The 21497-nt window shown below is 53.0% G+C and carries 21 protein-coding genes; 8 read left to right on the top strand and 13 right to left on the bottom strand.

Features of this window, described 5'->3' with window-relative positions:
• Positions 1-11 precede the first annotated feature (11 nt).
• From rimK to AC3G3F_RS12020, 3 genes are read right to left on the bottom strand one after another with little or no spacing between them, the layout of a single operon-like run.
• On the bottom strand, positions 12-914 hold the full coding sequence (rimK, locus tag AC3G3F_RS12030; protein WP_023246540.1) for a 30S ribosomal protein S6--L-glutamate ligase: 903 nt from the start codon (positions 912-914) through the stop codon (positions 12-14).
• A 57-nt stretch (positions 915-971) separates the two neighbouring features.
• A complete protein-coding gene (gene nfsA, locus AC3G3F_RS12025) occupies positions 972-1694 on the bottom strand; it encodes a nitroreductase NfsA (RefSeq protein WP_488395049.1) in 723 nt (240 codons plus the stop codon).
• The gene (locus tag AC3G3F_RS12020; protein WP_023246538.1) at positions 1678-1968 is read right to left on the bottom strand and encodes a YbjC family protein; all 291 of its coding nucleotides are present in this window, start codon (positions 1966-1968) and stop codon (positions 1678-1680) included. The genes nfsA and AC3G3F_RS12020 overlap by 17 nt, the downstream gene beginning before the upstream one ends.
• 170 nt (positions 1969-2138) lie before the next feature.
• Here AC3G3F_RS12020 and AC3G3F_RS12015 point away from each other — a divergent pair, with 170 nt between their 5' ends.
• Positions 2139-2402 (top strand): GrxA family glutaredoxin, encoded by a 264-nt coding sequence (locus tag AC3G3F_RS12015; RefSeq protein ID WP_000495514.1) that lies wholly within the window; start codon positions 2139-2141, stop codon positions 2400-2402.
• A 31-nt stretch (positions 2403-2433) separates the two neighbouring features.
• Here AC3G3F_RS12015 and AC3G3F_RS12010 read toward each other — a convergent pair whose 3' ends face one another.
• A complete protein-coding gene (locus AC3G3F_RS12010) occupies positions 2434-2811 on the bottom strand; it encodes an inner membrane protein YbjM (protein WP_023246537.1) in 378 nt (125 codons plus the stop codon).
• Positions 2812-3081: 270 nt separating this feature from the next.
• On the opposite strand from AC3G3F_RS12010, the gene AC3G3F_RS12005 reads away from it, so the two are divergent.
• A complete protein-coding gene (locus tag AC3G3F_RS12005) occupies positions 3082-4767 on the top strand; it encodes an aspartate:alanine antiporter (protein WP_023246536.1) in 1686 nt (561 codons plus the stop codon).
• A gap of 116 nt (positions 4768-4883) precedes the next feature.
• Here AC3G3F_RS12005 and AC3G3F_RS12000 read toward each other — a convergent pair whose 3' ends face one another.
• Complete coding sequence (locus AC3G3F_RS12000; protein ID WP_070804200.1) at positions 4884-5504, bottom strand: TetR/AcrR family transcriptional regulator; 621 nt, start codon at positions 5502-5504, stop codon at positions 4884-4886.
• Between the two features lie 167 nt (positions 5505-5671).
• On the opposite strand from AC3G3F_RS12000, the gene AC3G3F_RS11995 reads away from it, so the two are divergent.
• Together AC3G3F_RS11995 and AC3G3F_RS11990 are read left to right on the top strand one after the other, a co-directional pair.
• Complete coding sequence (locus tag AC3G3F_RS11995) at positions 5672-6883, top strand: MFS transporter (RefSeq protein WP_070804201.1); 1212 nt, start codon at positions 5672-5674, stop codon at positions 6881-6883.
• Positions 6880-7695 (top strand): Cof-type HAD-IIB family hydrolase, encoded by an 816-nt coding sequence (locus AC3G3F_RS11990; protein ID WP_053510048.1) that lies wholly within the window; start codon positions 6880-6882, stop codon positions 7693-7695. Before AC3G3F_RS11995 ends, AC3G3F_RS11990 begins: the two co-directional genes overlap by 4 nt.
• 36 nt (positions 7696-7731) lie before the next feature.
• Here AC3G3F_RS11990 and AC3G3F_RS11985 read toward each other — a convergent pair whose 3' ends face one another.
• Positions 7732-8982, bottom strand: a complete 1251-nt coding sequence (locus AC3G3F_RS11985) for an MFS transporter (RefSeq protein WP_023246532.1) — start codon at positions 8980-8982, stop codon at positions 7732-7734.
• Between the two features lie 313 nt (positions 8983-9295).
• Between AC3G3F_RS11985 and ybjG the strand changes: the two genes are divergently transcribed.
• On the top strand, positions 9296-9904 hold the full coding sequence (gene ybjG, locus AC3G3F_RS11980; protein WP_053510137.1) for an undecaprenyl-diphosphate phosphatase: 609 nt from the start codon (positions 9296-9298) through the stop codon (positions 9902-9904).
• Between the two features lie 71 nt (positions 9905-9975).
• Positions 9976-10734 (top strand): DNA-binding transcriptional repressor DeoR, encoded by a 759-nt coding sequence (gene deoR / locus AC3G3F_RS11975; protein WP_488395045.1) that lies wholly within the window; start codon positions 9976-9978, stop codon positions 10732-10734.
• A gap of 44 nt (positions 10735-10778) precedes the next feature.
• Here the strand turns inward: deoR and dacC are convergent, their stop codons facing one another.
• On the bottom strand, positions 10779-11981 hold the full coding sequence (gene dacC / locus AC3G3F_RS11970) for a serine-type D-Ala-D-Ala carboxypeptidase (protein ID WP_023246529.1): 1203 nt from the start codon (positions 11979-11981) through the stop codon (positions 10779-10781).
• 243 nt (positions 11982-12224) lie between these two features.
• Between dacC and AC3G3F_RS11965 the strand changes: the two genes are divergently transcribed.
• Positions 12225-12851 carry a glutathione S-transferase family protein gene (locus tag AC3G3F_RS11965; RefSeq protein ID WP_023246528.1) on the top strand — a complete coding sequence of 209 codons (627 nt, stop codon included), beginning with the start codon at positions 12225-12227 and terminating at the stop codon, positions 12849-12851.
• Here the strand turns inward: AC3G3F_RS11965 and AC3G3F_RS11960 are convergent.
• Together AC3G3F_RS11960 and bssR are read right to left on the bottom strand one after the other, a co-directional pair.
• Positions 12848-13981: a PQQ-dependent sugar dehydrogenase gene (locus AC3G3F_RS11960; RefSeq protein WP_053510052.1), complete on the bottom strand. Its 1134-nt coding sequence runs from the start codon at positions 13979-13981 to the stop codon at positions 12848-12850. The genes AC3G3F_RS11965 and AC3G3F_RS11960 overlap by 4 nt on opposite strands.
• Before the next feature lie 118 nt (positions 13982-14099).
• Positions 14100-14483 (bottom strand): biofilm formation regulator BssR, encoded by a 384-nt coding sequence (gene bssR, locus AC3G3F_RS11955; protein WP_023246526.1) that lies wholly within the window; start codon positions 14481-14483, stop codon positions 14100-14102.
• A gap of 230 nt (positions 14484-14713) precedes the next feature.
• On the opposite strand from bssR, the gene rimO reads away from it, so the two are divergent.
• The gene (gene rimO / locus AC3G3F_RS11950) at positions 14714-16039 is read left to right on the top strand and encodes a 30S ribosomal protein S12 methylthiotransferase RimO (RefSeq protein ID WP_023246525.1); all 1326 of its coding nucleotides are present in this window, start codon (positions 14714-14716) and stop codon (positions 16037-16039) included.
• 43 nt (positions 16040-16082) lie between these two features.
• Here rimO and gsiD read toward each other — a convergent pair whose 3' ends face one another.
• From gsiD to gsiA, 4 genes are read right to left on the bottom strand one after another with little or no spacing between them, the layout of a single operon-like run.
• Positions 16083-16994 (bottom strand): glutathione ABC transporter permease GsiD, encoded by a 912-nt coding sequence (gsiD, locus tag AC3G3F_RS11945; protein ID WP_001236028.1) that lies wholly within the window; start codon positions 16992-16994, stop codon positions 16083-16085.
• Between the two features lie 2 nt (positions 16995-16996).
• Positions 16997-17917 (bottom strand): glutathione ABC transporter permease GsiC, encoded by a 921-nt coding sequence (gsiC, locus tag AC3G3F_RS11940; RefSeq protein ID WP_023246524.1) that lies wholly within the window; start codon positions 17915-17917, stop codon positions 16997-16999.
• A gap of 60 nt (positions 17918-17977) precedes the next feature.
• Entirely contained in the window at positions 17978-19516 is a 1539-nt protein-coding gene (gene gsiB / locus AC3G3F_RS11935) for a glutathione ABC transporter substrate-binding protein GsiB (RefSeq protein WP_023246523.1), read from the bottom strand.
• A gap of 32 nt (positions 19517-19548) precedes the next feature.
• Positions 19549-21420 (bottom strand): glutathione ABC transporter ATP-binding protein GsiA, encoded by a 1872-nt coding sequence (gsiA, locus tag AC3G3F_RS11930; RefSeq protein ID WP_053510055.1) that lies wholly within the window; start codon positions 21418-21420, stop codon positions 19549-19551.
• Positions 21421-21497: the final 77 nt, after the last annotated feature.

Genomic DNA, 21497 nt, shown 5'->3' with positions numbered 1-21497 from the left:
CACGATTGCGATTAGCCGCCGATTTTAAGGCAAAATTCAGGGGTAGCGTGGCGTTCTATCCACTGAATCATTCGCCCCGCGATATCCACGCCCGTGGTCTTTTCGATGCCTTCCAGTCCCGGTGAGGCATTCACTTCCATAACCAGCGGCCCGCGCGCGGCGCGTAAAATATCAACGCCCGCCACATCCAGCCCCAACGTCTGTGCGGCTTTGATGGCGATATCCCGTTCACGGGGAGTGATCGTCGCGATGCTAGCCACCCCGCCGCGATGAAGATTGGAGCGAAAATCGCCTGCTTTCGCGCACCGCTCAATCGCCGCCACAACCTCATTGCCGACGACCAGACAACGAATATCGCATCCTTTAGCTTCGGCAATGTATTCCTGAACCAAAATATGGGCATTAAGCCCCCGGAACGCATCAATGACACTTTCAGCAGCCTGGCGCGTCTCCGCCAATACCACGCCGATCCCTTGCGTGCCTTCTACCAGCTTCACGACCAGCGGCGCCCCGCCGACCATATCAATGAGATCGCTGGTATCATCCGGCGAATGGGCGATCCCGGTAATGGGAAGATCGATACCCTGGCGCGCCAGAAGTTGTAGGGATCGCAGCTTATCGCGCGCGCGGGTAATGGCGACGGATTCATTCAGCGGATAGCTACCCAGCAGCTCAAACTGACGTAGCGCAGCGGTACCATAAAAGGTAATGGCCGAACCAATACGGGGAATAACGGCGTCAAAATGGGGTAGACGACGTCCCTTGTAATGGATCGACGACGCTGCCGGGTTAATATTCATATAGCAGGAAAGAGGATCGAGTATCTCTACCAGATGGCCGCGCCGCATCGCGGCTTCGCGCAGACGTTTGCAAGAATAGAGCGTTCCATCCCTGGACAATATGGCAATTTTCACCCTGCACCTCGCTGAAAACCCTGAAAAGCCCGCGTATCATACACTGGCCCGCAGGTTTTAGCGCGTCGCCCAGCCCTGTTTATGCAAATATTCGAGAATAAATGGGCGATTTTCTTTAATCAGGGTGCGACGGATATGATCGCTCCAGGTATCGCGTCGCGTATTGCTGCCGCGGTTCAGATAATACTCAGCCAACTGCTCGTCATAGCGCGCCAACAGCTTTTCATCAAGCGGTTGATACCGGTTCTCATGAACCACCAGCGCGGAAGGCAGGCGCGGTTTCAGATCCGGATTATCCGCAGGCCAGCCCAAACACAAGCCAAACAGCGGCAATACATACTTCGGCAATTTCAACAGTTCGGTAACAGACTCAATATTATTACGGATGCCGCCGATATACACGCCGCCTAACCCCAGCGATTCCGCCGCCGTCAGCGCATTTTGCCCCATCATCGCTGTATCAACTACGCCGAGCAGCAGTTGTTCGGCAAGCCCCAACTGCGCGTCAGGGCAGATTTGCAAATGACGATTAAAATCGGCGCAAAATACCCAAAACTCAGCGGCCTGCGCCACATGCTTTTGCCCGCCCGTCAGGGACACCAACGCCTCGCGCAGCGCCTTATCGCTAATACGGATAATAGAACTGCACTGTAAAAAACTGGAACTGGACGTGCTGCGTGCAGCGGCAATAATGGCCTCTCGCTGCGCGTCAGTCACGGGTTCATCGGTGAAATGGCGAATAGAACGATGGCCACAAAGAAGTTCAATGGTCGGACTCATTATGCTTTTCTCTATCTGAACGGGAAGAAATGTCGGGTGGACGTTTCATCAATTGCGGCGCCAGTAACTGCGCAATACGCCACATCATCGCCACCGCGGCGGGGAGGATCAACACGACGCCCAGGAAAACCATCAATACGCCAGCCAGAGGCGTATTGCACGGCGCTGGCAGCGTAAGGTAATGATTAAGCGATAGCAAAGCGAGCGCCAGCAAAATCATACCGAGGCATTCCAGTATCAGTATGCTTTTGGGTAACACGCCAATTGTGCGCATATCAAGCCTCCCGGTAAACTGAGGCACAGTGTAGAACGTTCTGGTCCGGCGTGTTTAGCAGATATAGTCTTAGATTATCAAAGGAACAGGCGTAACCTGCTTTTTGATCCACCGTAAATCGCGGCATGATAACGTCTGTTCGCCGTCTGGCTTTATGTTCGAGGAGAGATATGTTTACTGTTATTTTTGGCCGCCCAGGGTGCCCTTATTGCGTGCGTGCAAAAGAGCTGGCGGAAAAACTGAGCAACGAACGCGACGATTTCAACTATCGCTATATTGATATCCATGCCGAAGGCATTACTAAAGCGGATTTAGAAAAAACCGTAGGTAAACCCGTAGAAACCGTACCGCAGATTTTTGTCGATCAAAAACATATCGGCGGCTGTACGGACTTTGAAGCATGGGCAAAAGAAAATCTGAATCTTTTCGCCTGATTGCTCTGGCAACGCCCTCTGCCGGAGGGCGCTATCGGTGTTTTTTTCGCCGGTGACTAAACAGGGTGCTAATAAACAAATAACAGAGCGCGCCTAAAGCACACCAGAATACGGCGCTAAATAACCACGCCAGTTCTTGCCATAACGATCGGGTTGGCATAAATACAACACGCATTAGCACCAGGCAAAATGGCGCCGCCAGCATCGCCCCGATCAGCGGTCGGATCACTTCGCGTCGGTGAGAATAAAAACTGGCCACCGCACCAGGCAACGTAAAAAATAACAGCCCAATCTCAGGATGCCCTGCCGCGCGAAAAGCGCCTTGCATATGCATAGTTAATGAAAGACACACCACAATAAAGAGTACAAAACAGCAGACAACGCCTGCCCACCCCTGTTTATGTTTCAATCGTTCCTCCTGACACTCTCTATCGAACACGCTTTCCGCCGTGAGGCGTCCAGTCAGATAAAGTCATGTGGCATTCCATGCCAAAAACACACCTGCACGATTCTTATAGCCGTTAGTACGCAATAAGATTAAACTAGCAGGATATATTGTTGTGTTGTTTTTATTTGGATGCTGCATGCAATACGATTGCACCCTTAATTCATGATAAAAACAGTAGCGTAAATTATCATTTCTTTCAACAGCTTACTCGTAAACAAGAAGTTAGTCTCCGTGAATATAAACGTCGCAGATTTGTTAAATGGGAATTACATCCTGTTATTATTTGTGGTCCTGGCTCTTGGCCTGTGTCTTGGCAAGTTACGTCTGGGTTCAGTCCAACTTGGTAATTCCATTGGCGTTTTGGTGGTCTCTCTATTATTAGGGCAGCAGCATTTTAGTATTAACACCGACGCGCTAAATCTGGGATTTATGCTGTTTATTTTTTGCGTCGGCGTCGAAGCTGGTCCCAACTTTTTTTCGATTTTTTTTCGTGACGGTAAAAATTATCTGATGCTTGCCCTGGTCATGGTCGGTAGCGCTCTGCTAATCGCCTTAGGCCTTGGTAGGCTATTCGGCTGGGATATCGGCCTGACGGCCGGTATGCTGGCCGGCTCAATGACATCTACGCCAGTGCTGGTTGGCGCAGGGGATACCCTGCGACATTCCGGCATCGCCAACACGCAACTCTCCTCCGCCCTTGATAATCTGAGTCTGGGCTATGCCCTGACCTATCTGATCGGGCTGGTCAGTCTGATCGTGGGCGCGCGCTACTTGCCTAAATTACAGCATCAGGATTTGCAAACCAGCGCCCAGCAAATTGCTCGCGAGCGCGGCCTGGATACCGATGCTAATCGCAAGGTTTATCTGCCAGTTATCCGCGCCTATCGGGTTGGCCCGGAACTGGTGGCCTGGACTGACGGCAAAAATCTGCGCGAGCTGGGTATTTACCGCCAGACAGGCTGCTATATCGAACGTATTCGCCGTAACGGTATTCTGGCGAACCCGGATGGCGATGCGGTACTGCAAATGGGCGATGAGATTGCGCTGGTCGGCTATCCGGACGCGCACGCCAGGCTCGATCCCAGCTTCCGTAATGGTAAGGAAGTGTTTGATCGCGATCTGCTTGATATGCGCATCGTGACGGAAGAAATTGTGGTGAAAAACCACAATGCGGTCGGTCGCCGCCTCGCTCAGCTCAAGCTGACCGATCATGGCTGCTTCCTTAACCGCGTCATCCGCAGCCAGATCGAAATGCCTATCGACGATAACGTAGTGCTGAATAAAGGCGACGTGTTACAGGTGAGCGGCGACGCCAGACGCGTAAAAACCATCGCTGATCGCATTGGTTTTATTTCGATCCATAGTCAGGTGACTGACCTGCTCGCTTTCTGCGCTTTTTTTATCATCGGTTTAATGATCGGGATGATTACCTTCCAGTTCAGCAATTTTAGTTTCGGCATCGGCAACGCGGCCGGATTGCTGTTCGCCGGGATCATGCTCGGTTTCCTGCGCGCCAACCATCCTACCTTTGGTTATATTCCGCAGGGCGCGCTTAACATGGTGAAAGAGTTCGGCTTGATGGTATTTATGGCAGGCGTTGGTTTAAGCGCCGGCAGCGGTATCAGCAACGGGCTGGGCGCGGTCGGCGGACAAATGCTGATTGCCGGGCTTGTCGTCAGCCTGGTACCGGTGGTGATCTGCTTCCTGTTTGGCGCTTATGTACTGCGCATGAACCGGGCACTGCTGTTCGGCGCGATGATGGGGGCGCGTACCTGCGCCCCGGCGATGGAAATCATTAGCGATACGGCGCGCAGCAATATTCCGGCGCTGGGTTATGCGGGGACTTACGCCATCGCCAACGTTCTGCTGACACTGGCGGGAACACTTATTGTCATCATCTGGCCGGGATTAGGATAAAACTGAAGTTTGCCTTTGAGTGAAAAAATTTTGCCAATAGGTAGAACTTTTCATTAAAGCATCAGTCATACCTATTGCCACTGCTTTTCTTTGATGTCCCCATTTTGTGGAGCCCATCAACCCCGCCATTTCGGTTCAAGGTTGATGGGTTTTTTGTTGTCTGACGCAGAGTGGGGCAACATTGACTCTCCGGCGATTCGCTTTAGCATCCGTAAAATCTCTTCACGCGCCAGCGGTGTTCGATCCGTTACAAAATGCAGCGTCATCCCCTCAATAAACGCATCCAGCGCGCGGGCGGTCTGCACGTCAAACCACTGCGCCAGCGTATTCTGGCTACGCTGCATCCAGTTTTGCATGACTATTTTTAACGCTGGCTTACCGCTGGCATAGGCATATAACTGATACATTAATGCCATATTATCCGGCGTCGTAAGCTGCGAGCCGTAAATCATTTCCGTTATTGCCTGGCACGCCCCCTCCGCATCCGTCACCTGCGCAAAAAAGTCCTGGTATTGACGCGACATGTTCTCGGTGAAAAGCGTGAAAGCTTCACTTAATAACGCATCCATACCGGCAAAATAGTAGGTCATCGAGCCAAGCGGCACCTGAGCGATAGCGGCGATTTTCCGGTGCGTCACGGCATGAACGCCATATATTTTTACCGCTTCCAGTGTGGCCTGAATAATTTTTTCACGTCGCTTAGGGTCATTGACGCGTCGTACGGTATTTTCTTTCATGATAAGTTTCCACAGCTCATTCAGGATACAGGCGATAGTAGCCTGCCGCTTACGCTGAAAAAACAGGCAGCAAAAACATCTGTACAGCGAAGTATGATGACGATATGTACAAATGTACACAAGCTTGCTAATGTTAACCTCTCGCTTCTATTTTCTGGCCTGACGCTATGACCGTCCTCTCCTCACGCAACGCCTTAAAACGTCGTACCTGGGCGCTGTTTATATTCTTCTTTTTACCCGGCCTGCTGATGGCCTCCTGGGCAACCCGAACGCCTGCTATCCGGGACATTCTTTCCATCTCTATCGCGGAAATGGGGGCAGTCTTATTCGGGCTTTCTATCGGTTCAATGAGCGGTATTCTTTGTTCCGCCTGGCTGGTGAAACGATTTGGCACCCGGAAAGTTATTCGCACGACGATGACCTGCGCAGTAGGCGGGATGGTTATTCTTAGCGTCGCGCTGTGGTGCGCCTCGCCGCTGATTTTTGCCCTGGGGTTAGCCGTTTTCGGCGCCAGTTTTGGCGCCGCCGAAGTGGCGATTAATGTCGAAGGCGCGGCGGTCGAACGCGAGCTGAATAAAACCGTTCTGCCGATGATGCATGGTTTTTACAGTTTCGGCACGCTGGCGGGCGCTGGTGTCGGCATGGCGTTAACCGCATTAAGCGTCCCGGCTAACATTCATATCATCCTCGCGGCTACCGTGGCTATCGCGCCCATTTTTATCGCCATTCGGGCGATCCCTGACGGTACGGGTAAAAACGCATCGGAAGGTTCTCACTTTCAGGAAAAAGGATTACCTTTTTATCGGGACATCCAGCTTTTACTCATTGGCGTGGTGGTGCTGGCAATGGCATTCGCCGAAGGCTCTGCGAATGACTGGCTGCCGTTACTGATGGTAGACGGACACGGTTTCAGCCCAACCTCCGGCTCTCTGATCTACGCCGGTTTCACGCTTGGCATGACCGTTGGTCGCTTTAGCGGCGGCTGGTTTATTGACCGCTATAGCCGTGTGACGGTTGTTCGCGCCAGCGCGTTGATGGGAGCACTGGGCATTGGCCTGATTATTTTTGTTGATAGCGCCTGGGTTGCCGGCGTATCAGTCATTCTTTGGGGCTTAGGCGCCTCGCTCGGCTTCCCGCTGACCATTTCCGCCGCCAGCGATACTGGTCCCGACGCGCCGACGCGCGTGAGCGTTGTCGCCACGACCGGCTATCTGGCGTTTTTGGTCGGACCGCCGCTGTTGGGCTATCTGGGAGAGCACTATGGATTACGCAGCGCCATGATGGTCGTGTTGGCGCTGGTTATTCTGGCGGCGCTGGTAGCGAAGGCCGTCGCCAAACCTGTATTGACTCCGCAACCAGTAATGGAGCATAACGCATGAGTATCAAATTAATCGCCGTCGACATGGACGGCACTTTTCTGAGCGATCAAAAAACCTATAACCGTGACCGGTTTATGGCGCAGTACCAACAAATGAAGAGGAAAGGCATTCGCTTTGTCGTGGCCAGCGGCAATCAGTATTACCAGTTAATCTCCTTCTTTCCGGAAATTGCGCACGAAATCGCTTTTGTCGCGGAAAACGGCGGCTGGGTGGTCAGCGAAGGAAAGGATGTTTTTAATGGCGAGCTGACAAAAGCCGACTTCCAGACGGTTGTCGAACACCTGCTCACACGCGCCGATGTGGAGATTATCGCCTGTGGAAAAAACAGCGCCTACACGCTGAAACAGTACGATGATGCGTTAAAAGCCGTTGCGGCGATGTATTACCATCGCCTGGAGTTTGTAGATAATTTTAATAATATCAACGATGTCTTTTTCAAATTTGGCCTTAATATTACCGATGAGCGGATACCGGAAGTACAGGCGGCGCTGCACAACGCCATTGGCGATATCATGGTCCCGGTTCATACCGGCTATGGCAGCATCGATTTAATTATTCCCGGCGTCCATAAAGCCAACGGTCTGCGTCTGTTACAGCAGCGCTGGGGCATTCGTGATAATGAAGTGGTAGTGTTCGGCGACGGCGGCAACGATATTGAGATGCTACGTCAGGCCGGGTTTAGTTTTGCGATGTCGCACGCCAGCGAAGCAGTCGCGGCGGCGGCGAAATACCGCGCCGGATCGAACAACCAGGAAGGCGTGCTGGATATCATCGACGGCGTATTAAAAAACGAGCCGCCATTCAACCTCTAGCGGATGGCCTCTCTATGCCTGATAGCAGAAAGCTTATCAGGCATAGCCGCTCTCTGGGTCTGTTTGCGAATCCCCCGCCCGCTTATCTTTTAAGAAGACCAGCATCAGCAACAGCCAAAGAATACCGTTTGCCAGATTAAACAGGCTAAATAGCCCATTGCCGCCGCTTAACCAGGCGTGTTTACTTACTTCAATGCCAACGGTAAAAATCAGCATTTGTAGCATTCCCATCGCCGCCGAGACCGTTCCTTTACTCATATCGCTGGAGAAAAGCGTCAGACGCACCAGTCCGGCATTCGCCAGCCCAATGCCAAAAGCGTATAGGCTTAATCCCGCCGTCATCCATAAATAAGCATGGGATGAGACCACCGTCGCCGCCGCGGCGATGATCAGCCCCGCGACGATAGGCCAACCACCCATAACGATCAGCGAGCGAACCGTACGTCGGGAGGTTAAACGCGCCAACACCAGGTTACCGGCGATCAGCGCGCCAAAAACGGGCACCTGTAGCAGACCATATTCATAACTGCTGAGCTGTTCGCCGCTAATAATGATAATCGGCGACTGCGCAATCCAGGCCAACAGCGGCAGGCTGACAAATCCCAGCGCTAACGCCCCTGCGACAAACCGCCGGTTTTTTATCACCAGTCGATAATCCCGGCCCAGCGCCTTGAGCGATAGCGTTTCACCCCGCCGCGTGGCAGTCTCCGGCATTGCGCGCTGTAGCCCGAAAAAGGCGATAGCGGCCAGCGCGGCAAACAGAATAAACATCCCCTCCCACGGCAGGACATGTACCCATGCCGCCCCGACCAGTGGTCCCAGTAGCGGCGCGATTAACGCCACGTTTGCCATCAACGCGGTAATTTTTATACATACCGCTTCCTCAAAGGATTCCTGAATCGCGGCATACCCTACAGCGCCGATAAAACACAGACTAATCCCTTGCAAAAAACGCAGGAACGTAAATTGTTCAATGTTTTTCGCCAGTAACGTCGCCAGGCAGGTGACAATAAACCACACGACGCCCGCCAGCATCACGGGACGACGGCCAATACGGTCTGACAACGGTCCAAGCAGCCACTGTAAGAACATGCCGCCCGCCAGATAAGCGGTCATAGACGTAGGAACCCAGTCCAGGCTCGCCTGATACTGCTCAACCACCGCCAGCATACCCGGCTGTATCATGTCATTGCCAATATAAGTAGAAAATTCGTACAGCACCAGACAGAGAGGAAAAAGCAGAGCCTGACGTCCCAGCCTGGCGCCTGATTGTAAACGGTTATGCATACCATCTCTTCGCCAATGAAAAACCGCGCAGAGTGTAATGAAAGTCCGGGAACTGAGATAGCGAATTATGAGGCTGCAAGGGAAATAGCGCACATTTTTACAGAAAGCCGCTTAGCGCTTGCGTACTTTAAGGTTAATTTAAGTTTGCGCCGTTATCATGGAAGTTGTTTTATGCCATTGTCTTAAATCTCTTCATGTTGCAGCCAAATAAGACAATACCGCTTTTCCTCCCTGTTACGCTGCATTTATGCTCAGTTTGCACGGGGATGAGTTGGCTGTCCCTTTTGATTTCATTGCTCTGAGCCTGGATGTTATGCTGGAAAACCTTAACGACTCGCTGTTTTATGTTATTAACGCCACGCCTGATTCCGCGCAGTGGATGATTTCGCTCGCTATCTTTATCGCCAAAGATGCCATCAACATCGTCCCGCTTTTAGTTGTTGTGCTCTGGCTGTGGGGCCCGCGCGATCAGGTCTGCGCTCAGCGCCAACTGATCGTTAAAATAGGCATCGCGCTGATTATCAGTCTGGCGGTCTCCTGGACAATGGGACACCTTTTCCCGCACGACCGTCCTTTTGTCGATCATATCGGCTACAACTTCCTGCATCATGCCGCCGATGACTCTTTCCCCAGCGATCACGGTACGGTGATTTTTACCTTTGCGCTGGCGTTTTTGTTCTGGCACCGCCTCTGGTCAGGCATCGTGATGATGGCGATAGCTATTACCATCGCCTGGTCGCGCGTCTATCTCGGCGTACACTGGCCGTTAGATATGATTGGCGCGCTACTGGTAGCGATGCTTGGTTGCCTGAGCGCGCAACTGATCTGGCAACGGTACGGCGCGCCGATCTACCAGGCGCTGCAACGTTGTTACCGTTTCTGTTTCGCGCTGCCCATTCGAAAAGGCTGGGTACGTGACTAAACAGCGAAAAAAAGAGTAATATTAAGCGCTCTGTATGGTGCGGAGCGCTTATTTAACTCTCCAGGGGAACTATGGAAACGCGACGCGACGAGCGTATTGGTCAATTGCTGCAGGCCTTAAAACGCAGCGATAAACTTCACCTTAAAGAAGCCGCGACCCTGTTGGGCGTCTCTGAAATGACCATTCGTCGCGACCTGAACCATAAAAGCGCGCCTGTCGTGTTGCTGGGCGGCTATATCGTACTGGAGCCCCGCAGCGCCAGTCATTATCTGTTAAGCGATCAAAAATCTCGTCTGGTGGAAGAAAAACGCCGAGCCGCTCAGTTGGCTGCGGGCCTGGTACAAGCGCATCAGACGGTATTTATTGACTGCGGCACCACCACGCCGTGGATCATTGAAGCCATTGATAATGACCTTCCCTTTACGGCGGTGTGCTATTCACTTAATACCTTTCTGGCGCTGCAGGACAAACCACATTGTCGCGCCATCCTCAGCGGCGGGGAGTTTCACGCCAGCAACGCCATTTTCAAACCGCTTGATTTCCATGAAACGTTAAACAATATTTGTCCGGATATCGCGTTTTATTCCGCCGCCGGCGTTCATACCAGTAAAGGCGCTACCTGCTTTAATCTGGAAGAACTGCCGGTAAAACATTGGGCAATGACGATGGCGCAGTGCCATGTGCTGGTGGTGGATCACAGTAAATTCGGCAAGGTACGTCCGGCGCGGATGGGGGAATTATCACGCTTTGATACGATTATCAGCGACCGTCGGCCCGATGAGACATTTGTGACCTACGCCAAAGCGCAACAAATTAACCTGATGTATTAACCGCAGGTCGCCGGATGAGACGCACACCCGGCAACGAGGTTATTTTACGAGAACCAACCGCCAAACCATTGATGGAATTTCATCAGCACAAAATCCCACATCCGGCTAAAAAATCCGCCCTCATCGACGTTTTCCATCACCATTAACGGACGTTGCTCAATGGATTTTCCGTTGAGCTGGAAATCGATGGCGCCGACAACCTGCCCTTTCTTCAACGGCGCCGTGAGCTGTGGTTCATTCAACGTAAAACTGGCCTTCAGGTTTTTAAGCTGCCCACGCGGAATCGTCACAGACCCCGCGTCGCCCGCCCCTAAATTGACCTCACGCTTATCGCCAAACCAGACCCGTTGCGTCACGAATGTCGCGTCAGGTTTAATCGGCGTGACCGTTTCAAAGAAGCGAAAACCCCAGGTCAGCAGTTTTTCTGACTCATTAAAACGAATACGATCCGTTTTCGCCCCCAGCACGACGGAGATCAGACGCATATCGCCCTGAGTGGCGGAGGCGACAAGGTTATACCCAGCGCCTGTCGTTGTCCCCGTTTTCATGCCGTCGACATGCAGATTGGTGCTCCACAACAGGCGGTTGCGGTTTGGTTGACGAATATTATTAAAGGTAAACTCTTTCTCTTTATGAATGGCGTATTCGTCAGGCACGTCGTGAATCAAGGCTTTGCCGAGCAGCGCCATATCGCGAGCGGTACTGAACTGCCCTGGCGCATCAAGACCGTGCACCGTCTGGAAGGTTGTATTCGTTAACCCCAGTCGTTTCGCATAGGCGTTCATCAGGCCGATAAAGGACTCCTGGCTTCCGGCAACGTAGTCGGCAAGCGCGATACAGGCATCGTTACCTGACTGAATGATGATGCCTTTATTAAGATCCGCAACCGACACCTGATCGCCCGGCTTCAGAAACATCACCGACGACCCACGTAGCGCCGGGTTCCCCGTCGCCCAGGCATCTTTGCCCACCGTCACCATATCGGTCAGCTTAATTTTCCCTGCCTTCAGCGCCTGGCCCACCACGTAGCTGGTCATAATTTTTGTCAAACTGGCAGGGTCGAGTTTCTCATCAGCGTTGCCTTCCGCCAGCACTTTACCGCTGGCGTAATCCATTAAGATCCAGGCTCGCGCATCAACGCCCGGCGGCGCGATCGTTTGTTCCTCTGCCTTTACAGGCGAAACGAAAAGGAATAAGAGAACCGAACCTGCTGCGAGGCTACGAAGGGAAGAAGCGTATTGCGTCATAGTACCACCCGAGTATCCATTCCAAAAACACACGTCACACCACCGTGTAATAAGTGCGGTGAGTAATAACGCACTCACAACGTTAAAGAAACCGTAACTTGGTAAAGTTTTTAAAGTTTATGCAATAACATCCCGTTACGCTTCCTTCATAACGATTTTTTTACAGAATGTTGTGTAAATGTTAGGTTTATCTCATTGTAGGCCGATTACTGTCATCATCCTGATAAAACAGAAGGGGTTAATATGATTACGCTGTGGGGCCGGAACAACTCGGCTAACGTTAAAAAAGTGTTGTGGACGCTTGAAGAGCTGGAACTGCCATACGATCAAATTCTGGCCGGCGGAAAATTCGGCGTTAACCAGGATGCCGACTATCTGGCGATGAATCCTAATGGGCTGGTGCCGCTGCTTAAAGATGATGAAACCAACCTGTTATTGTGGGAATCCAATGCCATTGTCCGCTATCTGGCGGCGCAATACGGCCAGAACCGGCTATGGGTTGATAATCCGGCGCGGCGTGCGGAGGGCGAAAAATGGATGGACTGGGCGAATCAAACGTTAAGCCCGGCGCACCGCGTGATCCTGATGGGACTGGTCAGAACCCCGCCGGAAAAACGCGATCGGGCGGCAATTGAAGCCGGTATCGAAAAGTGTGATAGCCTGTTCGTGCTTCTTGATGATGCTCTGGCCCGCCAGCCGTGGTTCTCCGGGGATAACTTTGGCACCGGCGATATCGCCATTGCGCCTTTCGTCTATAACCTGTTGAACGTGGGTCTGAAGTGGACGCCACGCCCGAATCTGGAGCGCTGGTATCAACAGCTCACCGAGCGCCCTGCTTTTCGTAAAGTGGTGATGATCCCGGTTACCTAACGCGTGGCTGCGGTATCGGGTGAAGGACTTACCTTGAGTAACTGCCCGTCGGACTCATCGGTTAACACATATAAGTAGCCGTCAGGTCCGACACGTACATCACGGATACGCTGCTTTCTGTCACCCAGAATACGGCCTTCTTCCGTCACCGTATTTCCATCGACGCGCATCACAATAACCTCTTTATCTTTTAGCGCGCCGATAAACAGTTTGTGCCGCCACGGCGCAAAAACATCGCTGGCATAAAAAGCCATTCCGCTGATCGCCGGAGAATCCTTCCAGTAGTAAACCGGTTGCTCTGTCCCCTCCACAATTTCACCTTTAGCTTCCGGCACTTTCAGACCGCTATAGTTGATGCCCCATGTGGCCAGCGGCCAGCCATAATTTTTGCCTTTTTCCGGGATGTTAATTTCATCGCCGCCGCGCGGGCCGTGTTCATGCAGCCATAGCGCGCCGCTCCAGGGATTGATGGCCAATCCCTGCGGATTACGAATACCGTAAGACCAGATTTCCGGACGCACGCCCGCCTGATGTACAAACGGATTATCCGGCGGGATTTCGCCCTGCCCGGTCAGGCGCACCAGCTTACCCTGTAATTTATCCAAATCCTGTGCGGTAGCGCGCTGGTTATTTTCACCCAGGGCAATAAAAAGAGCCCCTTTCGCATCGAATACCATACGTCCGCCAAAATGGTTGCCGGTAGACAACTTAGGCATCTGGCGAAACACGGTACGAAAATGCTCCAGACGCTGAAGATCGTCGCTCAGCCGCCCAAAGCCGACTGCCGTACCGGCGTTTCCTTCGCGGTCAGCTTCAGCATAGCTCAGCCAGACGCGGCGCGACTGTGCGAAATCAGGTGCCAGCACGACGTCCAGCAAACCTCCCTGCCCGTTTGCCCACACTTTCGGTACGCCAGCCAGCGGATCGGAAAGTCCCCGCCCCGCCTGCCAGTGGCGCAGTTGTCCCCCTTTCAGGGTAATGAGCATCCCACGATTATCCGGCAAAAAAGCCAGCGACCACGGGTGATCGAGCCGGGTTTGCAGTACCTCAACATTCACCGGCGCAAGATTCGCGTTTGCCCACGAAGAGAAAAGAGAGAATGAAACTACCGCGAGAAGTATTCGACGCATACCACCTCCTTCAGTGCTCTGCGTTAAAGCGTAGCCAGCATCGGAAGAGGTCGATTTATTTTTACAAAACATTAAGCGGCACGGTCCGGTAAAAAGGGGGAGTCGCCTCCCCCCTTGTTCAGACCTGTGTAAGCGGTGAATGTGCTTTCAGACTCTGAATACTCAGCGTCAAAGTTGTCAGACAGTTTTCAAGTTTATCTGCGTTGACGGCAATAAAGGTCGGACAATCATGGTGTCCGCTCATTAAACAAACGGCGGCGGCTGCGAGCGCGCCTTCGGCACGGCGCAGCGCGTTCCACTCTTCCTGATCGAGATGCAGTCCCTGCCGTAAAGCTTGATCGTGGAGCTCGCGATTCAGTTCAAAAAAATTGTCACGCAGAGTGTCACTTTCGCTGACTGACATATACCCCTTCGCTTTTCGCAATTGCAGATAAGCGGCAAGATCGATGCGCGCGTTTATCAGCTTGTTGAGAAGATCGGTTCTCAGTCTGTCAACGACCATACCTTTTTTCCTCCTCTTTTCTACCAGGGTTCAACATAATAGTATGGTCGTTTTTTAGACAAAGGGGTGTCAGAGATCAAGAATTTTCTTAGAATTAGCCTTTTTCACCTTTTGCTGATAACCACAGCGGTTGACGCCGACGTTCCCGATGAGATTGCGATACAATTTTTGTCCGGATATCTGTAGAATCCCTGCCCTGACCATTCCAATAAATGAACACTTTTTAAGCTATGAGTAATGTAACCCACCAGCCAAAGATCGGCTTCGTTTCCCTGGGCTGTCCGAAAAACCTCGTTGATTCGGAACGCATCCTGACTGAACTGCGTACCGAAGGCTATGACGTTGTACCACGCTATGACGATGCGGATATGGTTATCGTTAATACCTGTGGCTTTATTGACAGCGCGGTACAAGAGTCACTGGAAGCCATTGGCGAAGCGCTGAACGAAAACGGTAAGGTAATCGTCACCGGCTGCCTGGGCGCAAAAGAAGATCAGATCCGCGAAGTGCATCCGAAAGTACTGGAAATCACCGGGCCGCATAGCTATGAGCAAGTTCTGCAGCACGTCCATCATTACGTACCGAAACCGAAGCACAATCCATTTTTAAGCCTCGTACCGGAACAGGGTGTAAAACTGACGCCGCGCCATTATGCGTATCTGAAAATTTCTGAAGGCTGTAATCACCGCTGCACGTTCTGCATCATCCCGTCGATGCGCGGGGATCTGGTCAGCCGTCCAATTGGCGACGTATTAAGCGAAGCGAAACGTCTGGTTGATGCCGGGGTCAAAGAGATTCTGGTGATTTCGCAAGATACCTCCGCCTACGGCGTAGATGTAAAGCACCGCACCGGATTCCACAATGGCGAACCGGTGAAAACCAGTATGGTGAGCCTGTGCGAGCAGTTATCAAAACTGGGCGTCTGGACGCGTCTGCACTACGTCTACCCCTACCCGCACGTCGATGATGTGATTCCGCTAATGGCGGAAGGCAAAATCCTGCCCTATCTGGACATCCCGCTGCAACATGCCAGCCCGCGGATTCTTAAACTGATGAAACGTCCAGGTTCCGTTGACCGCCAACTGGCGCGCATTAAGCAGTGGCGCGAAATCTGCCCGGAACTGACCCTACGATCCACCTTTATTGTCGGCTTCCCCGGCGAAACGGAAGAAGACTTCCAGATGCTGCTCGACTTCCTGAAAGAGGCGCGTCTCGATCGCGTAGGCTGCTTCAAGTACAGCCCTGTGGAAGGCGCAGGCGCGAATGACCTGCCGGATCAGGTGCCGGAAGAGGTGAAAGAAGAACGCTGGAACCGCTTTATGCAACTGCAACAGCAAATCTCCGCTGAACGCTTGCAGGAAAAAGTGGGCCGCGAAATTCTGGTGATCGTTGATGAGGTTGACGAAGAAGGCGCTATTGGGCGTAGCATGGCGGATGCGCCGGAAATTGACGGCGCGGTCTATTTGAACGGCGAAACCAACGTCAAACCGGGCGATATCGTGCGCGTGAAAGTAGAAAACGTCGACGAATATGATTTGTGGGGCAGTCGGGTTTAACGCCTCCTCCCCCGGCGCGGGTGCCGGGCAGTACCGCAGAAGCTTATCCTTTAATCTTCGGGTCCAGCGCATCGCGCAGCCCGTCGCCTAACAGGTTAAACGCCAGCACTGTCAGGAAAATCGCCACCGCCGGGAAGAGCGCTACGTGCGGCGCGATGACCATATCCGCCCGCGCTTCATTGAGCATCGCTCCCCACTCCGGCGTTGGCGGCTGCGCGCCTAATCCGAGAAATGACAGGCTTGCCGCGGAAATGATTGACGTACCGATACGCATCGTAAAGAAAACCACAATTGACGAGACCGTTCCCGGCAAGATATGGCTAAACAAAATCGTCGTGTCGCTGGCGCCGATACTGCGGGCAGACTCAATAAACGTCTGCTGTTTTAAGACCAGCGTATTTCCGCGCACCAGACGAGCAAACGCCGGAATAGAAAAAATCGCCACCGCAACGATCACATTAGCGATACCGCTGCCTAACACCGCCACAACGGCAATCGCCAGCAAAATGCCGGGGAAGGCAAACAGCACATCGCAAATGCGCATAATGAAACGATCCCACCAGCCTTCATAATATCCCGCCAGCAATCCCAACACCGTACCGATTATCGCGCCGATAAATACCGCGAACACGCCCGCCGCCAGTGAGATCTGCGCCCCAACGAGAACCCGGCTAAAGATGTCTCTTCCCAGCGAGTCAACGCCAAACCAGTGCTGCAAAGAGGGGCCATTGTTCAGGCTATCGTAGTCAAAATAGTTTTCCGCATCGTAGGGCGTCAGCCAACGGGCAAAAATCGCCACCAGAATTAACGCCAGGACAAATCCCCCAGCGACCAAAGCGACATGCTGGCGGCGAAAACGACGCCAGAACTCCCGCCACGGCGTGCGTATCTGTTCGGGTTTTACCACCGGCATAGCATGTAAAATCGCCTGACGGCGCCAGTTAAATAATCGCATCCTTACTTATACCTGATAGCCGGATTAATGGCAGCATAGAGGACATCCACCACTAAGTTGATAAGAATAAATTCCAGAGAAAACAACAGCACTTCTGCCTGAATCACGGGGTAGTCACGCATTTCGACGGAGTCCACCAGTAATCGCCCAAGCCCCGGCCAGTTAAACACTTTTTCGACGACGATCGATCCGCCAAGCAGAAAACCAAATTGCAGGCCCATCATGGTGACGACCGGAATCATCGCATTGCGCAAGCCATGTTTTAACACCACCCACGTTTCACTAACGCCTTTCGCCCGCGCGGTCCTCATGTAATCTTCGCTCAGGACATCGACAAACGAGGAGCGCGTAAAACGCGCCATGACTGATGCCACCGCCGCGCCAAGCGTCAGGGAGGGTAAAATATAATGTTGCCAGCTATCCGCCCCCACGGTCGGTAGCCAGCCCAGCTCCACGGAAAAAATCTGCATTAACAGCATTCCCAGCGCAAAAGCCGGAAAAGAAATACCGGTCACAGCAAGCGTCATTCCTACCCGGTCAGGCCAGCGATTACGCCACACGGCGGCGGCGATGCCGGTCGCCATGCCAAACAGAACCGCCCATATCATACTGGTTATCGTCAGCCACAGAGTCGGCAAAAAGCGGCTGGCGATCTCCTCAGAAACCGGGCGATGGGAAACCATTGACGTACCGAAATCGCCTTGTAAAACATGGGTGATGTAATGCCAAAACTGGACGTGAAGCGGCCGATCAAGACCAAGCTGCTGACGAACCAGCGCGATCACCTGCGCGTCGGCCTCCGGTCCGGCTATCAGCCGCGCCGGGTCGCCGGGCAACAGATGAACAAATAAAAATACCAACACTGCCACAATCAACAGCGTAGGAATTAATCCCAGCAGGCGCTTGAGAACATAGTTAAGCATCACACAAACCTTTTACCGGATGACGGACAACGCACGCGCCATCCAGCCCCATCGCATTACTTACTTCAAATCCGCATCGTCAAAGCTGAAACCGGTATCCGGCATAATCCAGAAACCGGTCAAATTTTTACTGTGCGCAGAAACCAATTTCTCCACCACCAACGGTATCCATGGCGACTCTTTCCAGATAATATCCTGCGCCTCTTTGTACAATCGTGTTTTCTTCTGCGGATCGTTGGTCTTTAATGCCGCCGCCAAATCGCTGTCGACCTGCTTGTTGCTGTAAAAGGCGGTATTAAACTGCGTCGGCGGCCAATTTTGTGATGCGAAGAGCGGCGATAACGCCCAGTCAGCTTCGCCCGTCGACGCCGACCAGCCGGTATAGAACATTCGCACGCCACTCTCTTTTTGCCCTTTGCCCTCAACTTCCGCAGCGCGCTGGCCAGCATCCATCGATGTTATCCGGGCTTTAATGCCAATCTGCGCCAGTTGCTGCTGGGTAAACTGCAACACTTTTTGCGCGGTGCTATGGTTATGCGATGACCACAGCGTGGTACTGAAACCGTCTGGATATCCCGCCTCTTTCAACAGTTCGCGCGCTTTAGCCGGATCATAGGGCCACGGCTGATAGCTTTGCGCATAGGCTATCGACGGCGGCACCACACCCGTCGCCGGCGTGGCGTATCCGGCAAACGCCACTTTAACCAGCGCCTGACGGTTGATGGCGTAATTCAACGCCTCACGCACCTTAGGATTATCAAACGGCTTCTGCGTCACATTCATACTGATATAGCGCTGCATAATGGACGGGCTGGCGACCAGTTCGAGGTTTTTATTTTTCGCCAGTAATGCGGCCTGCTCATAAGGGATAGGAAAAGCAAATTGCGCTTCACCGGTTTGCAGCATCGCCGCGCGGGTATTGTTGTCAGTGACCGGACGCCAGGTAATAGAATCCAGCTTGGGTAATCCCTGCTGCCAGTAACCAGCGAACTTTTTCACTTTGACAAAATCGGTCTGATTCCATGTTTCAAGCTGGTATGGGCCGGTACCCACCGGATGAAAACCAATATCCTTGCCATATTTTTCCAGCGCTTGCGGCGAGATCATCGCCGTCGCCGGGTGCGCCAGAATATTAATGAAGGCGGAGAATGGCTGTTTCAGGGTAATTTTTACCGTTACCGGATCGACGACCTCCGTTTTCGCGATATTTTTATACAGGTTATAACGCTTGAGATGGTTATGCGGATTGCTGGCGCGATCAAGATTCGCTTTCACCGCCGCCGCATCAAAATCAGCGCCGTCCTGAAATTTCACCCCCTGTCGTAGCGTAATGGTGTAGGTCAGGCCGTCATCAGAAACGGTATAGCCCTCCGCCAGCACGTTTTTTACCTTCATGTCTTTATCCAGGCCAAACAACCCTTGATAAAATGACTTCGCTACCGCCTGCGAGAGCGTATCGTTAGCGTCATACGGATCGAGCGTGGTGAAATTAGACCCTACCGCCACCACCACATCTTTGGCCGCCAGGGCCGGAAAAGCCGCGATGGATGAGGCCAGTCCCAGCGCCGCCAGCCATTTATGCGTAATAAATTGCGTCATGTTGTTCTCCTGAAACCCTGCCAGTCTGAATGTTATAAGCGCGAGAGCGCATTATCCTGCAGGGGCCGCGCAACATAATGTCCCGGCCCGACCAACTGTAATGAAACGGCGGGCGTCTCTTCGCCACGTTTATGAATATTGCTGGGTATATCATCTGATAGCAAAACGCGCCGAGGCCGGTGTCTGGAGGGATCGGCAACCGGCACCGCCGCCATCAATTTACGCGTATAAGGATGCTGCGGATTTTCAAAAACGGCGCGCCGCGTCCCCATCTCAACAATTTGACCAAGATACATCACCGCCACGCGATGGCTAATTCGCTCCACAACTGCCATATCATGCGAAATAAACAGGTAGGCGATCCCCATTTCCCGTTGTAAATCGAGCAGTAAATTAATGATCTGTCCGCGAACGGAAACATCCAGCGCGGAGACCGCCTCATCAGCAATAATCACTTTAGGATTCAATGCCAGCGCGCGAGCAATGCAGATGCGCTGACGTTGACCGCCGGAAAACTCATGCGGATAACGCCAGGCATGTTCAGGACGTAACCCGACACGCTCAAGCAGCCAGGCCACGCGCTTTGCCGCGGCGTCACCCTGCCCCAGACCATGAATCCGTAAAGGTTCCATAATGGAATACCCCACGGTCTGGCGCGGGTCGAGCGAGGCGTAAGGGTCCTGGAAAATACACTGAATATCGCGGCGCAACGGCTGGAGTTTACCCGCAGACAGCGTATCAATGCGCTGGCCGTTAAAGACAATCTCTCCTTGCAGGGATTCAACCAACCGCAGTAACGCGCGTCCGGTCGTCGATTTTCCGCTACCGGACTCGCCCACCAGCGATAGCGTTTCGCCGGGCCAGAGATCGAAACTGACATTCTCAACGGCATGAACTTCACGCGTAATGCGGTTAAAGAGACCGCTACGCAGCGGGAATCGCGTCACCAGCCCCCGAACCTGGAGAATAGGTTTGCCTTCTACCACCGTATCTTGCTCAATCTGCGATTCATAAAGGGCCGGTTCGTCAGCGGAAATCAACGGGAAACGGCGTGGCAGCGAGTGGCCGCGCATCGCGCCAAGCTGAGGGACGGCGGCCAGCAACGCTTTGGTATAAGGATGCGCTGGCGCATGGAAAATCTGCTCTACGCTGCCGGTTTCCACGGCCTCGCCCTGATACATCACCAGCACGCGATCGGCGATATCCGCCACGACGCCCATGTCGTGAGTGATAAAAATCACGCCCATCGACATCTCTTGCTGCAATACTTTGATAAGTTGCAGAATTTGCGCCTGGATAGTGACATCCAGCGCCGTAGTGGGTTCATCGGCAATCAAGACCGCCGGACGGCAGGATAGCGCCATCGCGATCATGACTCGCTGGCGCATCCCACCGGAAAGCTGATGCGGATAACGCGATAAAATCGCCTGCGACTCCGGGATCCGTACCTGATCGAGCATACGTTTCGCTTCCGCCAGCGCCTCTTCGTGGCTGGCGCCCTGATGCAAACGAATAGATTCGGCAATTTGCTCGCCAACGGTAAATACCGGGTTGAGCGAGGTCATTGGCTCCTGGAAAATCATGGCGATATCCGCGCCGCGCACACGCCGCATCTGCGCGTCACTCTGCTCAGACAGCTCAATCACCTGACGATTACGCCGACGCAACAGCATTTCGCCGCAGCGCACGTTCGCACCCGACGGCTCAATCAGCCGCATTAACGCCAGCGCCGTCACCGATTTTCCCGATCCCGACTCGCCGACAATCGCCAGAGTCTCTCCACGCTTCAGGCGTAATGACAAATTACGCACGGCGTCTACCTGCTGCTCTTCGTGGTGAAACGCGATATTCAGGCCACTGACGGACAGAACATCGCGGCTATCCAGTTCATCGCTGTGCGGCACCTGCGGCTCCTTATTCCCGGTAAATTCCTGTGCCAGGCGTATCCCTATTCAGGCGCTGTTCACGGTGGCACACAACT

The sequence above is a fragment of the Salmonella sp. FC25216 genome (genome assembly GCF_057751355.1).
The sequence above is the reverse complement of the archived record's forward strand: the minus strand, read 5'-3'. Positions and strand labels throughout refer to the sequence as shown.